This is a genomic window from Dellaglioa sp. CoH-55-MRSF-7, from assembly GCF_056782235.1.
The window spans coordinates 1-252 of record NZ_JBXAYI010000202.1; the positions used below are offsets into that span (position 1 = coordinate 1).

Below are 252 nucleotides of genomic sequence, written 5' to 3' on the forward strand. Positions count from 1 at the left end.
TCACGTGAGTGCTTCGATGCTGTAACGCAGGGCGAGTTCGCTGACGGTAAGAATTTGCCCGGAGAGCGTCTCTAGCTGAGGGTCCTTAGCGAGGGCCGCTACCACTCGGCCGACTCCCTCGGGGGATTGGGATTGCGACAGATCGAGGAAGTCCGCGAACTGCATCACGCCTTCGGTACGCACGAGGCCCGGGTGCAGGGCAACGCTGGCAACGCCGTGCGGGCGCAGCTGCCGGGCGGCCACCTCGGCCAC

General features: G+C 65.9%; 1 protein-coding gene. It reads right to left on the reverse strand.

What is annotated here, in order from left to right; genetic code table 11:
• Window positions 1-252, reverse strand: a 252-nt coding sequence (locus AC1RPU_RS08395) for a hypothetical protein (RefSeq protein WP_481769714.1), incomplete at its 5' end; no start/stop codon positions are given.